General features: G+C 37.8%; 9 protein-coding genes. 8 read left to right on the top strand and 1 reads right to left on the bottom strand.

The features are described from left to right. Positions 1 to 86: 86 nt before the first annotated feature. From BM327_RS00405 to BM327_RS00395, 3 genes are all read left to right on the top strand, one after another. Positions 87 to 1,907 carry an ABC transporter ATP-binding protein gene (locus tag BM327_RS00405; RefSeq protein ID WP_090244996.1) on the top strand — a complete coding sequence of 607 codons (1,821 nt, stop codon included), beginning with the start codon at positions 87 to 89 and terminating at the stop codon, positions 1,905 to 1,907. A 193-nt stretch (positions 1,908 to 2,100) separates the two neighbouring features. Continuing rightward, the gene (locus BM327_RS00400) at positions 2,101 to 3,135 is read left to right on the top strand and encodes a hypothetical protein (RefSeq protein WP_090244991.1); all 1,035 of its coding nucleotides are present in this window, start codon (positions 2,101 to 2,103) and stop codon (positions 3,133 to 3,135) included. 3 nt (positions 3,136 to 3,138) lie between these two features. After that, the gene (locus BM327_RS00395) at positions 3,139 to 5,514 is read left to right on the top strand and encodes a T9SS type A sorting domain-containing protein (RefSeq protein WP_090244986.1); all 2,376 of its coding nucleotides are present in this window, start codon (positions 3,139 to 3,141) and stop codon (positions 5,512 to 5,514) included. A 60-nt stretch (positions 5,515 to 5,574) separates the two neighbouring features. On the opposite strand, the gene BM327_RS00390 is transcribed toward BM327_RS00395, so the two are convergent. Continuing rightward, positions 5,575 to 6,348 carry a LuxR C-terminal-related transcriptional regulator gene (locus tag BM327_RS00390; RefSeq protein WP_090244981.1) on the bottom strand — a complete coding sequence of 258 codons (774 nt, stop codon included), beginning with the start codon at positions 6,346 to 6,348 and terminating at the stop codon, positions 5,575 to 5,577. 229 nt (positions 6,349 to 6,577) lie between these two features. Here BM327_RS00390 and BM327_RS00385 point away from each other — a divergent pair, with 229 nt between their 5' ends. The 5 genes from BM327_RS00385 (at position 6,578) to BM327_RS00365 (ending at position 17,094) form a co-directional block, all read left to right on the top strand. Continuing rightward, a complete protein-coding gene (locus BM327_RS00385) occupies positions 6,578 to 9,853 on the top strand; it encodes a WD40/YVTN/BNR-like repeat-containing protein (RefSeq protein WP_090244976.1) in 3,276 nt (1,091 codons plus the stop codon). A gap of 99 nt (positions 9,854 to 9,952) precedes the next feature. Next, positions 9,953 to 11,899, top strand: a complete 1,947-nt coding sequence (locus tag BM327_RS00380) for a Na+/H+ antiporter NhaC family protein (protein WP_090244972.1) — start codon at positions 9,953 to 9,955, stop codon at positions 11,897 to 11,899. Positions 11,900 to 11,976: 77 nt separating this feature from the next. After that, positions 11,977 to 13,977 carry an alpha-ketoacid dehydrogenase subunit alpha/beta gene (locus BM327_RS00375; RefSeq protein WP_090244968.1) on the top strand — a complete coding sequence of 667 codons (2,001 nt, stop codon included), beginning with the start codon at positions 11,977 to 11,979 and terminating at the stop codon, positions 13,975 to 13,977. 127 nt (positions 13,978 to 14,104) lie between these two features. Beyond that, positions 14,105 to 14,791 (top strand): aspartate kinase, encoded by a 687-nt coding sequence (locus BM327_RS00370; RefSeq protein ID WP_090247571.1) that lies wholly within the window; start codon positions 14,105 to 14,107, stop codon positions 14,789 to 14,791. Positions 14,792 to 14,964: 173 nt separating this feature from the next. After that, positions 14,965 to 17,094, top strand: a complete 2,130-nt coding sequence (locus BM327_RS00365) for a S46 family peptidase (RefSeq protein ID WP_090244963.1) — start codon at positions 14,965 to 14,967, stop codon at positions 17,092 to 17,094. The last annotated feature ends 79 nt before the right edge of the window (positions 17,095 to 17,173 follow it).

Here is a 17,173-nt window from a genome sequence, read left to right as displayed (position 1 = left end):
TTTACGCAAAATACTTGCACAAATTTATTTAAAAATGAACAACTTATTCTACGCAAGCGTTACTTTTGTCCGAAAATAGCACGTAAATGTTAGGACCAAGAAAGAAAGGCAAGCGCGAAAAAGTAAAATTAAGTAAAGAATCTGTACAAAAAGCAAAAGGAATCTTCTCTTATTTGAAGCCCTACTCTTTTGTTTTTGCAATTGGATGGATTTGCTTGGTACTTTCTTCTTTATCAGGCCTTGCTTTCCCATATCTAATGGGGCAATTATTAGGTGGTGAATCTACTGAAACACCCACCAATATGGCCGATACGGTGAGTCTTATTAATTTAGATAACGTCAATGATGTTGCCCTATTGCTACTTGTATTATTTGGAGCTATGTCGGTTTTCTCTTTCTTTAGGGTTGTACTTTTCACCAATGTAACAGAAAACACCTTAAGAGACATTCGTAACGACGCTTTCTCAAAATTGATTTACATGCCCATGGATTTCTTCAACCAGAATAAGGTAGGAGAATTAACCAGTAGAGTATCGAATGACATCACACAAGTACAAGAAACCTTAAGAACCACCATCGCTGAATTTTTCAGACAAATCATTACGGTAGTTGGTTCAGTGCTTTTCTTGGTATTGACATCATGGAAATTAGCTTTGATTATGTTATCTACAGTTCCAGTGATTGCAATCATTGCCGTGTTCTTCGGTAGATTTATTCGTAAGTTATCTAAAAACGCGCAAGACTTTAATGCCGAAAGTAACTCTATAGTAGAAGAAGCTTTGATGGGGATTACCAACATTAAATCTTTCACCCACGAAATCTTTACCTTAAATAAGTACAAAAAGGCAACAGAAGAAATTAGAAACTTAAATGTGAAAAGTGGATTATGGAGAGGTGTTTTCGTTTCATTCATGATCTTCTTTATGACCAGTGCCATCGTCTTTATTATTTGGCAAGGAATAAAAATGACCCAAGGTCCAGACCCTGAAATTTCATCGCAACAATTCTTCTCTTTCATTATGTTTACGATAATGATGGGAGCCTCTTTCGGAAGTATACCAGATTTATATGCAGGGATACAAAAGTCTATTGGAGCCGTTGAAAACTTGATGAATATCATTTCTGAAAAAACTGAGTTTGAGGTGAAACAAGGAAGCTTGCAGCCTACGTTGGAAGGAAACATCAGCTTTGAGAATGTAAACTTTGCCTACCCTCAGCGTAAGGATATAGAAGTATTAAAGGGTATTTCTTTTGAAGCAAAGAAAAACCAAACCATAGCCTTGGTAGGTAGTTCCGGTGCCGGTAAATCTACCATAGCCTCTCTTCTATTCAATTACTACGACATAGACAGTGGTTCTATTGCTTATGACGGCAACAAAGTGGAAGATATTTCAGTTGAACATTTGCGTTCTCAAATGGCCATTGTTCCACAGGAGGTAATCTTATTTGCTGGAACCATTAGAGAAAACATTAAGTTCGGTAATGTAAATGCGAGCGAAGAAGAAATTATCGAAGCAACTAAAAAAGCCAATGCTTGGGTATTTATCAAAGACTTCCCTCAAGGATTAGACACAGAAGTTGGAGATAGAGGAATACAACTTTCTGGTGGACAAAAACAACGTATCGCCATTGCGCGTGCCTTGTTGAAGAACCCTAGAATATTAATATTGGATGAAGCAACATCTGCTTTAGATTCTGAATCTGAAAGATTGGTACAAGAAGCTTTGGAGAATTTAATGGAAGGAAGAACCTCTATTGTTATCGCTCACCGTTTGTCTACCATCAGAAATGCAGATAAAATTTTGGTATTAGAACACGGTAAAGTAGTTGAACAAGGTACACACAACGAATTAGTTCAAATTGAAAATGGGGTGTACGCGAATTTGAGTCAACTTCAGTTGAACTAAGCGCAATACCATAAAATATGTAAAGCCCGACTTGTAAGAGTTGGGCTTTTTTAATTCAAAGAATCAAGAATACTTAACTAAAGAATTCCGGGGTTTGAAGATCAATCAAGAATAGACCACTTTCAAAAAACACTCAATATTGAGTGTTGATTCATATTCGTAGTCAAAATACCTTTGAAAGAAAAATTGACTTATGAAAACTTACTATCTAATTTTAACCGCATTCATCTTGAGTGCATCGAATGCATTTGCTGCCATCATCGTGGTAGACAACAATGTAACCGCACCAGCAGGAGTTTACACTGATTTACAAGTTGCTGTAACGGCAGCAGCGGCTGGAGATACAATACTATTAACAGGATCTTCAACAAGTTATGGTTCTTGTAACGTATATAAGCAATTACATTTCAAAGGAGCTGGTTATGATCCAGACAAGCAAAATGCGTTACACTCTATAGCTAATATAATTATTTACAATGCAGGTTTGGGAAATGCTGACAGCACGAGTATTGAAGGGCTTTACGGAACCTTTAACCTTCAAAATAGTGTAACAAACTCATCACTGTCACATATCTTAATCACCCGATGCCAAGGTAATTTAGTCATTAATTCAGGTAACTATAATAATATTCAAGTTTACAACAATTGGAGCTTGGCAATACAAACCTATTATACACCTAACTTATATAATTGTATTTTCTCAAACAACATATTCCAAAATGTTGACATTCATCCTAGTTCAACAAGCACTGTCTTATTCACTAATAATATGTTCATTAGTTCCGTTGGTTCTTCACACACGATTTTCACCAATAACATATGGTACGGTTATGATCCTCAAAGCAGCTCCAACTATAACACATACAATTATAATCTAGTTTTTGGTGCCACTAACAATCAATTTACTCTTACAGGAACCAATACTGGTGGTAACAACTTTGAAGGAGTTAACCCTTTGTTTGTAAATGAAACCAACTTATACATTGACGATACAGATGACTTGAATCTCCTTGCAACTTCTCCTGTAAAAAATGCGGGTACAGATGGTACGGATTTAGGAATTTATGGAGGACCTCACCCTTGGCCTGAAGGTGGAATTTCAGGATCTGGTTTTATGTATGCCCAAGAAGCCAATATTCCACAGGTCAACCAAATGGATATACAAAACGCGAGTGTTCCTTTAAACGGTACTTTGAATGTAGAAATCAAAGGAATCACAAACCACTAGGCCATGAGACGATTTTTATTTATCAAGCAACTGCTTTTTGCACTGCTCCTCCTCCCCTTGCTTTCGTGGGGACAAAAAATCACCGGAGGTGAATACTTCTTCAATACAGATCCAGGAATAGGAAATGGAACTGCTATTCCTAGTTTTACTGCGAATGACACCGTAGATATTAACCTAAACATAGACATTTCATCGCTTTCTGAGGGATTCCATACACTCTATGTTAGATTTACAGATTCTGTAGGACAATACGGTTTATATGAAGGACGAAAGTTTTATGTGATACCAAATGGTCAACCCTATGCGAATACAACCGCCCAATTAGATGGAGCCGAATACTTCATTGATACTGATCCCGGTATTGGAAACGGAACACCTATCCCCAACTTCTCTCCAACAGATACACTAGACATGAGTTTAAACGTAGACTTAACAGGTGTTTCTAGCGGGTTTCATAGAATTTACATCAGGTTTAAAGATGATTTGAATAACTACGGACTTTACGAAGGGAAATCCTTTTACGTCATCCCTACGCCACAAGCAACGCAGAACTATCCAATTGTTGAAGCTGAGTACTTTTTTAATACAGACCCTGGTGTAGGAAATGGTATTTCCATTACTAATTTCACCCCCGCAGATACTGTAAACCTTTTAGAAAACATAAACATTTCATCGTTAGCCACAGATGCCAACCATAGGTTATATATCCGATTTAAAGATGCTAACAATGTTTGGGGACTTTATGAAAGCAGAGAGTTTACCCGTCTTTCTTGTGATTTACCTTTAGTTGATTTTTCTTATACGCAGCAAGTATGTTTAGGTGACGCTAACAGTTTTACAAATACCTCTACGGTAGTTGATGCAAACTCTATTTATACTTGGGACATGGAAAGTGATGGCACCGCAGAATACAGTAGTTCTACTACTTTAAATCACACCTTTTCTCTACCCGGTACATATGATGTAAAACTAATTGTAGAAAACGGAAGTTGTGTAGATAGCATATCTCATCAAATTACAGTGAACCCTATCGATTCTGTGGAAATTGCAATGTCTTCATGTTCAGATTACACGTGGAATGGTAATACCTATACCTCTAGTGGAATTTATTACTGGACAGGGAGTAATCAATATGGATGTGATTCAACAGTTTCATTAGATCTTACAATACTTGCTCCCACAACATCTTCAGAGGTTATTTCTGCCTGTGACAACTACGATTGGAACGGGACCAATTATACTGCAACAGGTGTTTACAATTGGACAGGAACTAACACTGCGGGATGTGACTCCACGGCAACTTTGGATTTAACCATACTTCAACCAAGTAGTTCATCTGAAGTCATTACCGAATGTGATACCTATACATGGAACGGAACGAATTACACAACATCAGGTACCTACACCTGGACAGGTACAAATGCTGTAGGATGTGACTCGACCGCTACCTTAGATTTGACAATACTCCAACCCACGTCATCTTCAGAAGTTATTGCTGCATGTAACGATTTCGATTGGAATGGAACAAACTACACAACAACGGGGACCTACACTTGGACAGGTACAAATGCTGTAGGCTGTGACTCTACCGCTACCTTAGATTTGACTATACTCCAACCCACGTCCTCTTCTGAAGTTATTGCTGCATGTAACGATTTTGATTGGAATGGAACAAACTACACAACAACGGGGACCTACACTTGGACAGGTACAAATGCTGCAGGATGTGACTCTACTGCTACCTTAGATTTGACTATACTCCAACCCACGTCCTCTTCTGAAGTTATTTCTGCATGTAACGAATTCGATTGGAATGGAACAAACTACACAACAACAGGGACCTACACTTGGACAGGAACAAATGCTGCAGGGTGTGACTCTATTGTTACACTTGACCTGACCATTAATCCTGTTCCTGATTTAACCGTCACCAATAATGATCCTACCCTAATCGCAAACCAAAACAATGCAACTTACCAATGGTTAGATTGTGATAACGGAATGGTCGAAGTTTCTGGTGCAACCAGTCAAGATTTCATACCCAACAACAATGGTAACTATGCAGTAATCGTTGAGTACAACTCCTGTGTAGATACGAGTCTGTGTTACACGATTCAAACCATAGGGTTAGAGGAACTATCTCTTGAATCTATTCAAGTATACCCAAATCCATCTGAAGGTATCCTCTTCCTTTCATCGCAACAAACCCTAATAAATGTGACCATTGAAATATTAGACGCAACAGGTAAAGTTGTTCAGAATCATCACTTCGAAACACTAAAAAACCAAGAGTTATTGTTACCAAACAATGCCGGAGTTTATTTCATAAAAATCAGTCAAACCGAAAGCCAAAAAGTTTTCAGGATAGTCAAATACTAGCCTATAAACTCACTGCTAATTAAATGAAACTGCTAACTTAAACGTTAGCAGTTTTTTGGTTTAAAACAATTGATTTTTCATACAATAACTTACCAGCTCATTGGTTTTAGAAAAATCTAATTTCTTTAATATTTTGCGTCTGTGTCCGTCCACGGTATGAGAGCTAATAAACAATTGGTTTCCTATTTCCTTACTTGTTTTATTTAAGGCCAAAAGTCTTAGTACATCCAGTTCCCTATTGCTTAAATCTGTTGCAATTAATTTTTGGGAATAGTTTTTATAAAACAAGGTTTCGTATTCCTTATTAGCATTTAGTTTTTTAACCGTTGCCACCATGGGTGAATGTTGATTTTCTTCCAAAACCGTCAATTGAGCTACTCCCATAACTGGTTTTACATGTTCATCGAAGAAGGTAGGCGTTTGATGCTCCAAGATTTTTACATACACTCCTTTTTTATTTTTCACTCTAAAACTCCACGTATAATGAAGCAAGGGTCTTTCCTCTGGAGAAACCTCAGTCATCGTGAAAAGCATCAAATCCGCCATGATATTCAACCAAATTTCTAAATCTTCGGGGTGTATAAAGGAGAACCAATAGTTAATCCCTTCATTTATCATTCTATCAATTTCCAACCCTAGTACGACTTCGAAATTTTCACTCACAAATTCAAAGCTGTTTTTTGTGGTATTAGAAACGATAAAAAAAGATTGTGAGGGAGGAAGAAAGGAGTCGAATTCTCTCAATTTATTAATTTGATCTTCAATGACAGTTCCTTCATATTCTCTGAAGGTCTCAAAAATCTCCTTGTACAAATCATGGTATTTCGTATTCATAAGCAGTGTGTTAAGTTTAATTTTCTCTTTAAAACTAATTCAAATTTTAAAAAGTATACTTCTTTAAATCATGAAAGTAGACCTTACGCCTGAAATGCAACACACCTAACCTTGATTTCCTTTCCCTTTACTCACTTCTCACAATCAAAACTACTCTTCCCCTTTCATCATTCTTAATTCTATATTCTTAATTACATTCCTATATTTAAGGTCCATAAAACAAAAAACCATGAAAAAACTTTCCGCAATAGCTTTAAGTGCCTTTTTTATTGCAGGTACTGCAACTGCCCAAAAGAAAGATAAAAAAGAAGATGCAACACTACCCAGTAGTAGTTATGCTGCTTTACAATTCAGAAATGTTGGTCCGGCCGTTACCTCTGGTAGAATTGCCGATTTAAAAGTTCACCCCAACAACCCCAATGAATGGTTGGTAGCTGTGGCTTCTGGAAATGTTTTTAAAACCACCAATCACGGTACTACTTTTACACCGGTTTTTGATAATTACGGTTCTTACTCTGTTGCTTGTGTAGAATATGCACCGAGTAATCCGAATACCGTATGGTTGGGTTCAGGAGAGAACAACAACCAACGTTCTGTTGCTTATGGAGATGGGGTTTACAAATCTTTGGATGGAGGAAACACCTGGAAAAACATGGGACTCAAAAATTCTGAGCACATAGGTAACATCATCATACACCCAGAAAATGAAAATATTGTTTGGGTAGCCGCTTATGGTCCACTTTGGAGCAAAGGAGGTGAACGCGGTGTTTACATGACCACAGATGGTGGTGAAACGTGGACTCAAACTTTATTTGTTTCAGAAAACACAGGAATTTCAGAAATCGCTATAGATCCTTCGAATCCAGATATTTTATACGCAGCGGCGCATCAAAGAAGACGTCATGTTTACACCTATATAGGTGGTGGACCAGAATCTACTTTATACAAATCTACAGACGGAGGTAAAACTTGGAAAGAAAGTGCCAAAGGTTTGCCGACAAACGATATGGGACGTTTAGGAATTGCTGTTTCGCCAGCAGACCCTAATGTTGTTTACGCCATTGTTGAAGCACGTTACGGAAAGCAAGGTTTTTACAAATCGGTGAACAAAGGAGAAAGCTGGAGCAAACAATCTGGACATGTAACTTCAGGTAATTACTACCAAGAAATTATTTGTGATCCTTACGATGTAGACAAAGTCTTCTCTATGGATACTTGGTTACACCATACAGAAGACGGAGGTAAAACATTCAAAAGAACAGGTGAAAAAAACAAACACGTAGATAACCATACCATTTGGATTAATCCAAACAACACTGATCACTGGTTAGTAGGATGTGATGGAGGAATTTACGAAACTTACAACCACGCACAAGATTGGAAATTCTATGCCAATTTACCGGTAACACAATTTTACAAGGTTGCGGTAGATAATGCAGAACCTTTCTATTACATCTATGGAGGAACTCAAGATAATAACTCTTTGGGAGGACCTTCACAAACTATCAATAATGCAGGTATTTTAAATTCAGATTGGTTCATTACCAACGGTGGTGATGGATTTGAATCTGCAATTGATCCTGTTGAGTCTAATATCGTTTATGCTCAGTCGCAATACGGATGGTTAGTTCGTTATGACAAACAATCAGGAGAAAAGATTGGAATCCAGCCTCAACCTGGAAAAGGAGAAGACGCCTACAGATGGAACTGGGATGCTCCACTATTGATCTCTCCGCACGATCACAAAACACTTTATTTTGCGGCCAACAAATTGTTCAAATCTACAGACAGAGGAAATACTTGGCAAACCATTTCTCCTGATTTAACACAGCAAATCGATAGAAACCAACTTCCAGTAATGGATCAGGTTTGGAGTATGGATGCGGTGATGAAAAATAAATCAACGACGATTTATGGGAACATTGTTGCCCTGGATGAATCTCCCGTTCAAAAAGGACTTTTATATGTTGGTACAGATGATGGTTTGATACAGGTATCTGAAGATGATGGGAAAAATTGGACAAAAATCTCAGGTATAGATGGAGTTCCTGCTAATACCTACGTAAACCAATTGTTTGCCTCTAAGCACGACGCAAATACAGTTTACGCCATTTTCAATAACCACAAGAATGGTGACTTTAAACCTTATGTTTTTGTAAGTAAGAACAAAGGAAAAAGCTGGACGAATATCAGTAATAATCTACCAGAAAAAGGTTCTACTTACTGTATGGAACAAGATCATAAAAACAAAGACTTGCTTTTTGTAGGAACTGAATTTGGAGCATTTTTCTCAACAGACGCTGGAGCAAATTGGAATGCTTTGAAAAATGGACTTCCGACAATAGCTGTTAGAGACATGGACATCCAGGAAAGAGAAGATGATTTGGTTTTGGCTAGTTTTGGTAGAGGGTTCTATGTTTTAGATGACTATGCCTTATTGCGTCAATTAAGTACAGAACAATTGAACAAAACGGCTCATCTCTTCCCTATTCCAAAAGCAGATTTATATGTAGAAAGCAATCCTTTAGGCTTACGCGGAGTAGGATCTCAAGGAGCAGCTATGTACGTAGCAGAAAACCCAGCATACGGAGCGACGTTTACCTTGTACTTGAAAAATGAATACAAAACCTTGAAAGACGAACGTCAAGCAACAGAAAAAGAAAATGAGAAAAATGGCGCTGCAAACTCCTACCCTACACTGGTAGAACTTAGAGCAGAAAAAAGAGAAGAAAAAGTACAGTTAATTTGGGTAATTACAGATGCTAATGGTAATCCAGTAAGACGTTTATTCTCTGCTCCTAAACAAGGAACACAGCGCATGACTTGGAACTTGAGACTTCCTTCTACTAACCCTATTCGTTTGAATAAATTTAAACCGGGTAGATATAGTAATCCAGATGAAGGTCCTTTAGTAAGCCCTGGTACTTATCAAGTAACTGTTTATTTAGAAGACAATGGAACAATAACAGAGCTTGTACCGACTTCTAATTTTGAAGTGAAACTTCTAGAAAACCAAATGTTGGCAAATCCTTCTCAAGAAGAGAATTTGGCCTTTGCTCAACGCATGATGGAGATCAACAGAAAGATTTCTGGTACAGCAAGTATGTATGTAGAAAATGAAGAACGTTTAAAATTCATCAAAGCAGCGATAATTCAAGCACCAAATGCAGATTTAAACCTATTGAAGGAAGTAAATGCTTTGGAAGAAATGGCCGAGGAGATTCGCATTAAAATGTGGGGAGATAGATTAAAATCTAGCCTTGAAATTGAAACAGCACCAAGTATCGCTGGTCGAGTAGGAACGGTGAACTACCAACGTTATGGAACTACAGCTGCTCCAACTACCACGCAACAAATGGACATAAAAATTGCAGAGGAAGAATACACAGCCTTGCGTCCGACGATTGAAACTTACATGGCACGTGTTGCTGCCTTACAAGAAAAATTAAATGCAGCGAATATTCCTTACACGAAAGGAAATAATAAAAACTTCAAAGCAGAATAATAATTTTACATATCGCCTATTTTTCGATAAAATTCATCGGGAAATAGGCGATTCTCTTTAAATGGATTATTTTCGAATCCGCTAAAAGAAACTCATCATATGCGTTATATATTTCTCGTACTACTTTGTACTCTAAGCTTAGGTTTAAAGGCGCAAAATACCCTTACATTTCCAGAATTAGTATTGAAAGGAGAACAAGTCACCTTCACCCTTACTACTTCTGAGGAAATCAATCACCTTTGGATAAACGGTGAAAACGTTGCACTTACGCCAACGGATGAAGGTTACAAAGGAGAGATTGAAATTCATAACGGAACTATAGAACTCAACGAAGGTTATACACACAACGAACCTATGGTAATTCCGGGTTGGTTGAGTTTACTCCCACCACTTATTGCCATAGCTTTGGCCCTCTTATTTAAGGAGGTTATCTCTTCTCTTTTCATAGGTATTTTAGTAGGAGCTGCTGTTTTCTCTTGTTACGCAGATGGTTTCATCGGAATTTTTAGCGCATTTTTTACTGTGCTGGATAAGTACATGGTACATGCCTTGTCAGACGGCAGTCATGTCTCAGTCATCCTCTTCTCCCTTCTCATAGGTTCTATTGTAGCCCTTATTTCAAAGAACGGAGGTATGCAAGGTGTGGTAAACCGTATCGTGAATTTTGCCAAAACTCGAAAGTCGGGAATGTTGACCACTTATTTTTTAGGAATAGCCATTTTCTTTGATGATTACGCAAATACACTGGTTGTAGGTAACACTATGCGATCAGTAACAGATAAGCTTAGAATTTCAAGAGAAAAATTAGCCTATATCGTAGATTCAACAGCCGCACCCATTGCAGCCATTGCTTTTATCACCACATGGATAGGTGCAGAATTAACTTACATCTCTGATGGTGTAAACAAAATTACAGCCGCCGGAGGTGAAATAAATGAAGGAGCCTATGGTATATTCATGAGCTCTTTGGCCTACTCCTTCTACCCTATTTTCACCTTGTTTTTCATGTTCTTCTTGTTGTACAAGCAAAAGGACTTTGGGCCCATGCTCAATTTTGAACGCAAAGCCTTAAAAGAGGGTGTAAATGGTGGTACAGACAATGATGAATCTACGTTAGATTTAAAAGAATTTGAAACCAAAGCTGGAGTAAAACCCAGGGCCTTCAATGCACTTCTACCAATTTTAACTGTCGTTCTAGGTACCATCATCGGTTTGGTATATACAGGCCTTGCCAGCTGTGAACAACAAATAATTGATGTTGCTGGCAGTTTTAACGGAAGCGTTTGGAGCAATCTTCAAGTAATTGATGCCTCCTCAGATAGCTTCTTTAGAAAACTCGGTTTGGTAATAGGTAACGCAGACTCTTATGCAGCCTTACTTTGGTCGAGTTTAAGTGGATTGGCTTTGGCTATACTGTTAACGGTGAGTCAAGGTATTATGGATTTAAAAGACACCATGGAGTCTGTAATGACAGGAATTAAAACCATGTTGCCTGCCATAGTAATATTAGTTCTAGCTTGGTCCTTAGCCAGCGTTACGGAAGATTTGCATACTGCAGATTACTTAAAGAGCTTCTTTGCCGGAGAATTCAAACACGTTTGGATAATTCCAAGTTTAACCTTTGTGTTATCGGCCATCATTGCCTTCTCTACGGGTTCCTCTTGGAGTACCATGGCCTTAATGTACCCACTTGTAATTCCATTGTCATTTACCGTAGCAAGCGATGCTTTGGATTATGATGCAACTTTAATCATGTACAACACCATAGCCAGTGTATTGGCAGGTTCTGTGTTAGGAGATCACTGTTCTCCTATCTCTGACACAACGATATTGAGTAGTTTGGCGAGTTCTTGTAATCACATCAACCACGTCAAAAGTCAAATGCCTTATGCCTTAACGGTAGGTGGAGTTGCCCTGTTCTTTGGAATCATTCCTGGAGCTATGGGTATTTCCTCTTTCATTACTATGCCTTTGGGAATTATCATTTTATATTTGATTGTACATTTCTTAGGGAAAGACATTGATAATGAGATGGCTAAAAAATAGTTTGGAAAAGCTGACCTCAGCTAGAGAACTTTGTGAATAATAAATCTATTTTTGTTTTAAAAAGTAAAATATTTAACATGGATATCCTTGAAAAAAGATCTATAACCTACGATAGAACTGCGTATTCTGATCAAGAATTGAAGGACATATATACCGCGATTTTAAAACCGCGTTTGATAGAAGAGAAAATGTTGATTCTTCTTCGTCAAGGAAAAATTTCTAAATGGTTCTCAGGTTGGGGACAAGAAGCAATTTCTGTTGGAGCTGCTTTAGCTATGGATGAGGATGAATTCATCCTTCCTATGCACAGGAATTTAGGGATATTCACTACACGTGGAATTCCTTTGAACAGACTTTTCGCTCAATTTCAAGGGAAAATGTCTGGGTTCACCAAAGGAAGAGACCGTTCTTTCCACTTTGGAGCGAAAGACTACAAGATAGCTGGAATGATTTCTCACTTAGGTCCACAATTAGGTATTGCCGACGGTATAGCCTTGGCCAATAAAGTGAAGAATGAAAAGAAGGCAACCATCGTATTTACAGGAGATGGAGGAGCATCTGAAGGTGATTTCCACGAATCATTAAACGTAGCAGCGGTATGGAAACTACCTGTAATTTTTACAGTAGAAAACAACTGTTGGGGATTATCAACGCCGAGCTCAGAACAATTCGCGTGTAAGCAATTTATAGACAAAGGAATAGGTTACGGAATGAAAGCCGTGCAAATAGATGGTAACAACATTTTGGAGGTTATTTCTACAATTAGAAATTTAGCCGAGGAGATGCGTGAAAATCCAGCACCTGTACTATTAGAATGTATGACCTTCAGAATGCGTGGGCACGAAGAAGCTTCTGGAACGAAATACTACCCAGAAGGCATACAAGACGAATGGCAAATTAAAGATCCTGTAACCAACTTCGAACTCTTCTTAAAAGAAGAAGGAGTGATAGATGAAGCCTTTATAAAAGATTTAACTAAATCAATTAAAAAGGAAATTCAGAACGGATTAGACATCGCCTCAGCAGAGGAGAAAATAGTTCCGAATACAGAAAAAGAAATAGAAGACTTGTTTGCCCCTTATGAGCAACAAGTTATAGCACCTGTTTCTAACAGTACCTCAGAGAAAAGACTAATTGATGCCATTTCTGATGGTTTGAAACAATCAATGCAGCGTTTCCCAGAAACTATAATTATGGGACAAGACGTTGCTGAATACGGAGGTGTATTTAAAATCACAGAAGGTTTTGTAGACCTATTTGGTAAAGAAAGAGTGCGTAATACACCGCTTTGTGAATCTGCTATCGTTGGTACAGGTTTAGGATTGAGCATGAAAGGAATGAAAGCTGTTGTAGAAATGCAATTCGCAGATTTCGTAACCTGTGGATTTAACCAAATCGTAAACAACTTGGCGAAAATTCACTGGCGTTGGGGACAAAATGCCGACGTAGTAGTGCGTATGCCAACCGGTGCAGGTGTTGCTGCCGGACCTTTCCACTCGCAAAGTAATGAAGCATGGTTCTTCCATACACCAGGTTTAAAAATTCTTTATCCATCTTCTCCATCAGAGGCAAAAGGATTGTTAGCTGCAGCCATAGAAGATCCAAACCCTGTGATGTTCTTTGAGCACAAATTCTTGTACAGAAGTATAAAAGAAGAAGTACACGATGATTACTACACGATAGAAATAGGAAAAGCGAACACTGTTAGAGAAGGAAAAGCTTTAACCATTATTACTTACGGTTTAGGGGTGCATTGGGCAAATGAAATTGTTGCAGAATCTGGAATAGATGCAGAAATCATAGACTTAAGAACTCTGGCACCTTTGGATACAGAAGCAATTTACGCCTCTGTGAAGAAAACTGGTAAATGTTTAGTGCTACATGAAGATTGTATGACAGGTGGAATTGGAGCTGAAATTAGTGCCCTGGTTACTGAAAATTGCTTTAAATTTTTAGATGCTCCTGTTAGACGTGTAGCTTCTTTAGATACTCCAGTGCCTTTCGATGCTGGTTTAGAAATTAACTTTTTACCCAAGGAAAGAGCTTTGACTGCTATAAATGAATTAATGGAGTACTAAAATTTAATGAATAGTACTTGTTTGTGTTAAAATAATATATGTATATTTAACACGAAATCGAAATGTGAGTTTATTTTTGAAATAAATGTTAATTTCGCTCACGTTTTTAGAATTTATTTACAACCACATGCTGACAATTGGGAAAATAACAGAAACAATAATTAATCGGTCACCCTTTTTAAGAGAGGCACTGACGGAAGATTTAATAAACGTATCGGCGCTTGCTAGAAAAATTAAGCCAGAGATAGAAGAAAACCTTAAGAAAGAAATTAAGGAAGGAGCCATCATTATGGCCATCAAACGTATGACGCCTGGTTTCTATCACAAGATAGACTTGAAGATTAGAAACTTTATGGGAAGTTTGGGAGACTTCTTAGTGCGTAGTGATTTGGAGGATTTCACCTTTGAAAACTCTGATACATTAACCATGCGTCAAATGGAGTTGATGCAAATTTTGGCTGATAAACGCGATACTTTCTATGCCGTGTGTAGAGGGGTTAGTGAAACTACCATTATTACTTCTTCTTCTTTAGCGCAAGACATCCGTAAGGTGTTTAACTCTGAAAAGGAAATTTCTCACTCACCAGATTTAGCCAGTGTTACGGTTAAATTGCCTACAGTGAACACAGAGATTAGTGGTATTTACTACTACATCTTAAAGCACTTAGCGTGGGAAGGAATCAACATTGTTGAAATTGTTTCAACAACCAATGAGTTCACCATCGTTGTAAACTCTAATGATATAGACAGTACCTTCTCTACTTTAATGCAATTAAAGAAATTGAGTAAAACTGCAGAAGTAGAAGAAGCATAACAGCTCATTTATAAAATTGAAAAGCTCCGAACTTCGGAGCTTTTTTTATGTTCAAGAATGAACACCTCCCTCACTATCACAACCAATAAACCCATTCCATTACTATTCATCACAATAGAAGCTTTATATTTCCGGGAAGCTGTTATTTTTGTGGAAAATCAAAAAAAACAATAATGAGATTAAAACTATTTGCATTAGCTTCATTTTTATTCTGTTTAAATGTTGCCAAAGCCGACGAAGGTATGTGGCTACCATTTTTATTGGGCAGAAACTATGAGGACATGAAAAAGCATGGACTTAACCTTACACAAGAAGAAATTTACAGCATCAACAATTCTTCTATTAAAGATGCCATAGTAAGTTTCGGAGGATTCTGTACTGCGGAGGTTATTTCTACCCAAGGTCTATTGTTAACAAACCACCACTGTGGTTACGATGCAATTGCTGGGGCTTCTACACCAGAACACAACTACTTAGATGATGGTTTCTGGGCGAAAGAGAAAAGTCAAGAAATTCCAGTACCAGGTTTATTTGCAAATTTCGTGGTTCGTATTGCAGATGTTTCTGAAGAAGTAAACAAGAATTTAAGTGAGTCTATGACTTTGGAAGATAGGCAAGCGAAAATCAAAGAAGTTACTGCGCTTTTAACAAAGGAAGCAACAGAAGGTACACACTACGAAGCTTTCGTAAGAGATTTCTTTGAAGGAAACGAGTTTTACTTATTTGTTACTGAAAAGTACAATGATGTACGTTTAGTAGGAACACCTCCTCAGTCTATTGGTAAATTCGGTTACGATACTGACAACTGGGTATGGCCTCGTCATACAGGAGATTTCTCTATGTTCCGTATCTACGCAGGGAAAGATAATGCACCAGCAAAATACAATGCTGAAAACATTCCTTTCACACCACGTCACTCTCTTCCTGTTTCTATCAAAGGAGTGCAAGAAGGTGATTACGCAATGATCTTAGGTTTCCCAGGATCTACAGACCGTTACCTTTCTTCTTACGGAATTGAGCAAGCGGTAAACTTAGAGCAACCAAAAAGAGTAGATGTTAGAGCGAAGAAATTGGAAATCATGAAAAAACACATGGACCAAGACACAAAAGTTCGTTTAAAATACTCTTCTAAATACGCACAAGTTGCTAACTACTGGAAATACTTCATCGGACAAACTGAACAGTTGAAAAACAATAAAGTTGCCGATAAGAAAAGAGCTATTGAAGCACAATTCAATGAATTTACTGCAAGCAAAGATTTGTACCAAGGAGTGATGACAGACATCAAAGATGCTTACGCAACTACGAATGACATCATCAACATCAAAGTTTACCAATCAGAGTTTATTTACTCTGTAGATTTAAACTTGAATGTATTCCGTTACACTTTCTTGAAAAAAGCACATGAAGCGGGTCAAACAGAAACAGTTGAATCATACAAAGCGCGTTTAGCAGAGTTGATGAATGATTTCTACGCCAACGCAAACATGGACATCGAATTCGAAATCTTGGAAGAAGTATTGAAAATGTACAACCAAGATGTTCCTGCAGCGCAACAACCAGAATTGGTTCAAAAGTTAGGAAGCAAAAATGCGATTTCTAAGTACATTGCTAAAATCAAAAAGAAATCTGTATTCGCTAACCAAGAGAACTTCAATGCTTTCATGGAAAAATTCTCTATGAAGAAATTGATGAAGGATCCTTTATACGTGTTAATTGAATCTATTAACGCAGCTTACGCGGAAACGACAGGAACTGAGGAAATTCAAACTGCTGAAGAGAAATTAGAGAGAGCAAACAGATTGTTTGTTAAAGGTATTCGTGAAATGATGCCTGAGAAGAAATTCTACCCGAATGCAAACTCAACATTGAGATTGACTTACGGAAATGTTCTTCCTTACTCTCCAGCTGATGCGGTTACTTACCACTACACAACATCTTTAAGTGGAGTGATGCAAAAAGAAGATCCAAACAACCCTGAGTTTGTTGTTCCAGCGAAATTGAAAACGCTTTGGGAAAACAAAGACTTTGGTCAGTACGGAAACGAAGACGGAACTTTAACGGTGAACTTCTTAACGAATAATGACATCACAGGTGGTAACTCTGGTTCTCCAGTTATCAATGCTGATGGACAATTAATCGGTACGGCGTTTGATGGAAACTGGGAAGCTATGTCGGGTGACATCTACTTCGAGCCAGAAATCCAAAGAACTATTGTTTGTGACATCCGTTACGTATTGTTCGTAATCGAGAAATACGGTGAAGCTACAAACTTGATCGAAGAAATGAATATCATTAAATAATCCTTTTGAGGAGGATGAAGAAGGGAGGCTTAGGTCTCCCTTTTTTTATGTGAAACATTGGCAAATAAGTTTATCTTTA

The organism is Lishizhenia tianjinensis, assembly GCF_900116425.1.
Taxonomy (GTDB): domain Bacteria; phylum Bacteroidota; class Bacteroidia; order Flavobacteriales_D; family Crocinitomicaceae; genus Lishizhenia; species Lishizhenia tianjinensis.
This window is presented reverse-complemented; position numbering and strand designations above follow the sequence as displayed.

Excerpts from the sequence above, each read along its gene's own strand:
- BM327_RS00370 (WP_090247571.1), top strand. The coding sequence starts at position 14,105 with ATGCTGACAATTGGGAAAATAACAGAAACAATAATTAATCGGTCACCC.
- BM327_RS00380 (WP_090244972.1), top strand. The coding sequence starts at position 9,953 with ATGCGTTATATATTTCTCGTACTACTTTGTACTCTAAGCTTAGGTTTA.
- BM327_RS00405 (WP_090244996.1), top strand. The coding sequence starts at position 87 with ATGTTAGGACCAAGAAAGAAAGGCAAGCGCGAAAAAGTAAAATTAAGT.
- BM327_RS00375 (WP_090244968.1), top strand. The coding sequence starts at position 11,977 with ATGGATATCCTTGAAAAAAGATCTATAACCTACGATAGAACTGCGTAT.
- BM327_RS00400 (WP_090244991.1), top strand. The coding sequence starts at position 2,101 with ATGAAAACTTACTATCTAATTTTAACCGCATTCATCTTGAGTGCATCG.
- BM327_RS00390 (WP_090244981.1), bottom strand. The coding sequence starts at position 6,348 with ATGAATACGAAATACCATGATTTGTACAAGGAGATTTTTGAGACCTTC.
- BM327_RS00385 (WP_090244976.1), top strand. The coding sequence starts at position 6,578 with ATGAAAAAACTTTCCGCAATAGCTTTAAGTGCCTTTTTTATTGCAGGT.
- BM327_RS00365 (WP_090244963.1), top strand. The coding sequence starts at position 14,965 with ATGAGATTAAAACTATTTGCATTAGCTTCATTTTTATTCTGTTTAAAT.
- BM327_RS00395 (WP_090244986.1), top strand. The coding sequence starts at position 3,139 with ATGAGACGATTTTTATTTATCAAGCAACTGCTTTTTGCACTGCTCCTC.